Consider the following 5,436-nt stretch of genomic DNA (forward strand, 5'->3'; position numbering starts at 1 on the left):
CCCGAGGCCGGCCCGCCGGCGTGGACCCTCCCCCCGGCGGTCTGGCGGATCAGGCAGGTGGTGCTGATCGAGTTCGGAGACGCCCGGTTCCCCGTCCAGGGGTACCTCGAGCTCGACACGGCGAAGAGGACGGTGCGCCTCGTCGCCCTGGACGACTTCGGCGTCACGTTCTTCAAGCTGACGGTGACCGCGGGCGGCGAAAGCGTCGACTACATGCTCCCGCTGGTGCCGCGCGGCGACGAAGTGGGTCGCGCGGTGGCGGCGAGCCTGAGGCGGATCTACCTCGAGCCAGGGTGCGCGGTCCCCGGCGCGGGAAAGACGCGCCTCGAGGCGGGCCCGTCAGGGCAGGTCGTCTCGGCTGCGCCCCGCGGCGGGGACGGCTGGGAAGTCCGCTACGACGACTACCGGGACGTGGACGGCACACCGGTCCCCCAGGCGATCCGCTACCGGGAGCGCGGGGGAGCCAGCATCACGATCAGGCAGGTGAGCGTCAGGCGCGTCGATCGGTGACCCGACCGCGGCGATTCGCGGCGTGGCCGCCCCGCGTTGCGCGCGACCGCGACGCTCCCGTCCTGCGACGATGGGCGGGAGCGTCGCGGCAAGCGATCTGCCCCGTCTGATCTACCGGATGGTCCAGGACCCCTTGCGCACCAGGCCCGTGGTCGCTCCCGCGTTGTCGATCGCCCTCATCCGCATCTGCTTCGCCGTCGCGCCCGCAAACGCAGCCTTCGGGACGATCCTGAAATTCATGACGAGCGACGTGCCCGAGCCGGCCGCCGTCGTCGAGCCGCAGACGAGCCTGCCCTGGGTGTTCTGCAGGGTGCCCGCGACGCCCGGGGTGCAGGCACCCGCCAACATCCCGGTCCCCGCGTTGTTGAACATGCGCAGCCGGTTGGTCGCCCGGAAGTACCTGACCATGATGGCGTTCGCGGCCCCGCCCGTCGGGCTCACCAGGAAGTCGACCGTCTTCAGGTCGGCGAAGCCGTCGGCGTCCCGGTAGACCGCCCTGAACGTCCGGGCCACGCCGGGGGCCGAGGTGAGGAGCGACGGCGTCAGCGCGCCCAGGGTGGGCGCGCGATTGACCTGCGCGCAGGCGGCATCGGCGGCGTCATAGGCGAGGTTGCCGTCGTTGTCCAGGCCGAGGGTGGTCGCATCCGCGAGCCGTCCCTCGAACGTCGCCGCCGCCGGATGGCAGGGGTCCTTCACCCGCACCGTTCCGCTGGTGGTCCCGAAGGCCGCCGTGTACACCGGCCTCGGCACGTTCTCGGCGGCCGGCGTCGGGTCGCCGGTGTGGCAGCTGCACGTGGACGCTCCGCTGTTCCTGTGATGCGCCCGCAGTCCCGGCCCGTCGTGGCAGCCCGCGCAGGACTGGTTGAACGGGGCCGTGCCATCCGAGATGCCGATCTGCACGGGGGTGCGCGAAGCCCCCGAGTGGCAGGCGCTGCAGTTGCTGTTGAGCATGCCGGGCGGGCTCCCCGTCGCCCCGTTCCTGTGGGTGTCGTGGAGCCCCCCTGGCCACGTCGCCCCCGCCTTGGCACTGGCCAACGACGTGTACGGCGTGTTCAGGAAGGCCCCGTGGCAGGGCGCGCAATCCGTGTACGTCTGGTAGGCGCCGGCGGTCCCGGCAAGCCCCGCGAGAGACAAGAAACCAAGAAGAACAGCTGCTCCCTTCAAAGTCCTGCTCATACAAACCTCCCTCGTTCGTTTCCCTGTTCGCCCGCCTGACGCGTCCATTTCCTACTTAGATTGTCAACTTGGCCGGAAGTTGCAGGCACATCGGCGAATCGGGGGGCGAATTCCGGTGGTCGATTCCCGCAACAACCAGGATGGGCAGCCTCGCTCGCCCCGTCAGGGGTAGATGAAGTTCTGCTCCGGCTCGTAGGTGTCACCCGCGCGCGCCCGGTGCTGGATGTAGGCCTGCCGGATGGCGATGTACGGGTCGATGGCGGCTTCCTTGACGGCCTCGTAATCGCCGATGCGGAACGTGGTCGTGTTGACCTCCCGGTAGACGTAGATGCCCGTGGCGGCCGTGCGCGGCTGGACGTAGGTCGTCGGATCCAGCAGGAAGTCCCCGACGAGTCCGACCGAATCCCGCAGCGTGGACGGGCCCAGGAACGGCCAGACGATGTACGGCCCGTTGGCGACGCCGTAGTGCCCCATCGCCAGCCCCAGGTCTCCTTCGGGGATCTTCGCCTCGGGATTGGCCGCGAACACGTCCCACAACCCCAGCACCCCCCACGTGGTGTTGATCATGAACTTGCCGAGCTCGATGCCTGCCTCGCGCCCCTTGAGCTGCACCACGTCGCTCACGAGCCGGCCGGGCGTCGTCAGGTTGTGGAAGAAGTTCCGCACGCCGGTGCGGACGAAGCCGGGGACGACGGCCCGGTACCCCCGGGCGACCGGCTTGAGCACCCAGAAATACAGCCGGTCGTTGAACGTGAACATCGCGCGGTTCCAGCCGGCGATGGGGTCGGAGACCTCGCCACGCGCCGCCGCCGGCCCCTGCCCAGCCTCGACCGCTGCGGGCTCCTCGTCCACCTCCGCGTCCGCGCGCTCGGTTCCCGCCACGGGCAATGCCGTGCCGGCAGCGGCGGCGTCGGGGGCGACGGTGGCGACGGTGGGGCGCATCCCCGGGGAATCGGCCGGGACGACCGCCGCCCGGTGGGCGCAGCCCGCGGATGCCATGAAGGTCACGAGCAGGAGTGCGGACAACCGTGCAATGTTCATCTGATCTCCTCGCGTCGCGGGCCGACGCCGTCGCGGCATGACGGCCGTCTACTTCTCCGCTTGAGCGCTGTTCTTGGCCTTCACGCGCTCGATGAGCTGGGCGGGCGTGCCCTCGCCGAGTATCTGGTCGAACTGGGAGCGATAGTTCTGCACCAGGCTGACACCCGCGATGTTCACGTCGTAGACCTTCCAGGCGCCGGCCTCGCGCTGCAGGCTGTAGTCGACGGCGATCGCGTCCGCATCCCGCACGATCCGCGACTTGACCCGGGCCGTGCCGTTCTCCAGCAGCTCCTGGCCGAGGAACTCCACCCGCTCGTTCTTGTATGCCCCCTGGATCCGCGAGAGATAGCTGTTTCCCAGCAGCTCGGAAAAGGCGTCCGTGAAGGCCTGCTGCTGCCCGGGGTCGAAGAGCCGCCAGTTGCGGCCGACGGCCCGGGCCGAGATCGCGCGGTAGTCGAAGACGCCCCGGATGATCTCCCAGAGGTGGTCGCGCTGCTCCTTCTTGGTGGCGGCCGCAGAGTAGCGCGGGTCCTTGAGGATCGCGAGGACCTGCTCGACCGGCCCGCGCAGGGCATCGATCGGCTGGGCCGTGTCCGCCGCGGCGGGAAGCGCGAGCCCCACGGACAGCGCGAGAGCGAGCAGCAGGCGCATGATCCGAGAATATAGGCCCGGGACGGCCGGAATACCACGGGCGCCGGCCGCCCGCCCCGGGGTTCCCGCTAGACCTTGCCCATCACGTAGCGGCTGATGAGATCTTCCAGGTCCACCGCGGACTCGGTGTCGAGGATCGTCTCCCCGGGCTTGAGGGTCTTCCCCGACCCGCCCGGGGAGAGCTTCACGAACTTGTCGCCGATCAGCCCCTGCGTCTTGATCGACGCGATCGTGTCGTCCGTCAGCTCGATGCCCGTGCGGATCCTCAGCGTGACCACGGCCGCGAAGGTCTGCGGGTTCACCTCCACGCCGGCCACGGTGCCGACCGTCACCCCCGCGATCTCGACGGCCGCGCCGCTCTTCAGCCCGGTCACGTTCTGGAACCTCGCCTTGACGGTGTAGGCGTCCCCGCCGAACAGCTCCATCCTGCCGAGCCTGATCGTGAGGTAGCCCACGGCGAGAAGGCCGGCCAGCATGAAGACGCCCACGCCAAGCTCCCATGACGTCCTGCGCATCGTCCCTCCTCTCACGGACAAACGGCGAATTCCTCCAACGGCTGCTTCTTCTCCTCCGCGGCCTCCAGCAGGCGCGGCCAGGTGCTCGCGGCGTCGGCCTCCGCGTAGCCCGCGCTGAAGCGCAGGCACAGGTCCGCCGGCGGACCGGCGGAGAACAGTGCCCCGCTGCGCAGGTTGGACAGCAGGCCCTCGCACCAGGAGCGCGCCAGTTCGCTGCTCGCGGGCGAGAACAGCACGGCGATCTGGTCGAGGCCGACCCGCGCCGCCGTGTCGCCGGCGCGCAGCCGGCCCCGCACCGCCCCCAGCAGGGCCCCCATGGCCTTCTGTCCGGCCACGAAACCGACGCGGGCGTTCACGTCGTCGAGGTTTGCCAGCGTCAGGGTGAGCAGGCCGAGCGCGCCGGCGCCCGCGGCCGTCCGCGCCACCTCCCGGCTGACACAGCGGTCGAGGTCCTGCGGATGCGCCATCCCCGTCTCGCCTTCCGCCTGCACGCTGAGCCCGCCGAGGAACTCGCGCACCACCGGATCGTCGCTGGCCAGCAGCGCCGCAGGGGTGCCCACGAAGCGCACCTTTCCCTCGTCGAGCATCGCGATCCGCTGCGAGAAGTAGAGGACGTCCGGGATCTCGTGGCTGACGAGGACCGCCGTGAAGCCGAGCCGCTTCTGGTAGTCCGCGATCATGCTGTGCACGGCATGCTTGCGGATCGGGTCCAGGCCGGTCGTCGGCTCGTCGAAGAGGACGATCTCGGGGTCGGTGACGAGCGCCCGCGCCAGGGCCACGCGCTTCTTCATGCCGCCGGAGAGCTGCGCGGGGAACTTGTCGTCGATTCCCGCCAGATCGAGCTGGTCCATCCGCAGGCGAACCCGGCGGTCGATCTCGTCCCGGGTGAGCTTCGCGCTCTCGCGCAGCGGCAGGGCGATGTTCTCGAACGTCGTCAGCGAATCGAAGAGGGCCGTCCCCTGGAACACGTAGCTCATCTTCCGGCGGAGCGCCTTCCGCTCGGCCGGGCTCATCTCCTCCAGCGGCCGCCCCTCGACCCAGATGCGGCCGCCGTCGGGCTCGAAGAGGTTGATCATCAGCTTGAGCAGCACGCTTTTGCCCACCCCGCTCTTGCCGATCACCGTCATGATCTCGCCGCGGCGCACCTCCAGGTCGACCCCGTCGAGGACGCGGTCGTCGCCGAACGCCTTGCGCAGGCCCTCGAGGCGGATCAGCGACGCGCCCGGTCCGTTCACAGCAGCAGCGAGGTCAGCACGTAGTCCGCCACGAGCACCAGCACGCAGCAGACGACGACCGCCGTGGTCGTGGAGCGGCTGACCCCCTTGGCCCCGAAGCCGTCCGCGCGGGTGTGCGTGTAATAGCCCTGGTAGCAGCAGACGGTCGAGACCAGCAGCGCGAAGACCACCGCCTTGATGAACCCGCCGGTGACGTCCTTCATCTCGACGCTCTCCTCGACGCGCCAGAAGTAGGTGCCGGAGCTGAGGCCGAGCAGCAGGGAGCCGGTGAGGTAGCCGCCGACGATGCCGACCACGTCGAAGATCGC

The 5,436-nt window shown here is 69.9% G+C and carries 7 protein-coding genes; 1 reads left to right on the forward strand and 6 read right to left on the reverse strand.

Annotated elements, in window-relative coordinates; translation table 11 throughout:
* Positions 1-510: hypothetical protein (locus VI078_03380; GenBank protein ID HEY5998325.1), on the forward strand; the 510-nt coding region annotated here is incomplete at its 5' end.
* 111 nt (positions 511-621) lie between these two features.
* Here VI078_03380 and VI078_03385 read toward each other — a convergent pair.
* The 6 genes from VI078_03385 to VI078_03410 all read right to left on the reverse strand — a co-directional run.
* The gene (locus VI078_03385; GenBank protein HEY5998326.1) at positions 622-1,686 is read right to left on the reverse strand and encodes a hypothetical protein; all 1,065 of its coding nucleotides are present in this window, start codon (positions 1,684-1,686) and stop codon (positions 622-624) included.
* Positions 1,687-1,848: 162 nt separating this feature from the next.
* Positions 1,849-2,727: a VacJ family lipoprotein gene (locus VI078_03390; GenBank protein HEY5998327.1), complete on the reverse strand. Its 879-nt coding sequence runs from the start codon at positions 2,725-2,727 to the stop codon at positions 1,849-1,851.
* Between the two features lie 48 nt (positions 2,728-2,775).
* A complete protein-coding gene (locus VI078_03395; protein ID HEY5998328.1) occupies positions 2,776-3,378 on the reverse strand; it encodes an ABC transporter substrate-binding protein in 603 nt (200 codons plus the stop codon).
* A 68-nt stretch (positions 3,379-3,446) separates the two neighbouring features.
* The gene (gene mlaD / locus VI078_03400) at positions 3,447-3,893 is read right to left on the reverse strand and encodes an outer membrane lipid asymmetry maintenance protein MlaD (protein ID HEY5998329.1); all 447 of its coding nucleotides are present in this window, start codon (positions 3,891-3,893) and stop codon (positions 3,447-3,449) included.
* An 11-nt stretch (positions 3,894-3,904) separates the two neighbouring features.
* On the reverse strand, positions 3,905-5,128 hold the full coding sequence (locus tag VI078_03405; GenBank protein HEY5998330.1) for an ATP-binding cassette domain-containing protein: 1,224 nt from the start codon (positions 5,126-5,128) through the stop codon (positions 3,905-3,907).
* Positions 5,125-5,436, reverse strand: a 312-nt coding sequence (locus VI078_03410) for an ABC transporter permease (protein HEY5998331.1), incomplete at its 5' end; no start/stop codon positions are given. The genes VI078_03410 and VI078_03405, both read right to left, overlap by 4 nt.

Source organism: bacterium (assembly GCA_036524115.1).
Lineage (GTDB): Bacteria > JAUVQV01 > JAUVQV01 > JAUVQV01 > DATDCY01 > DATDCY01.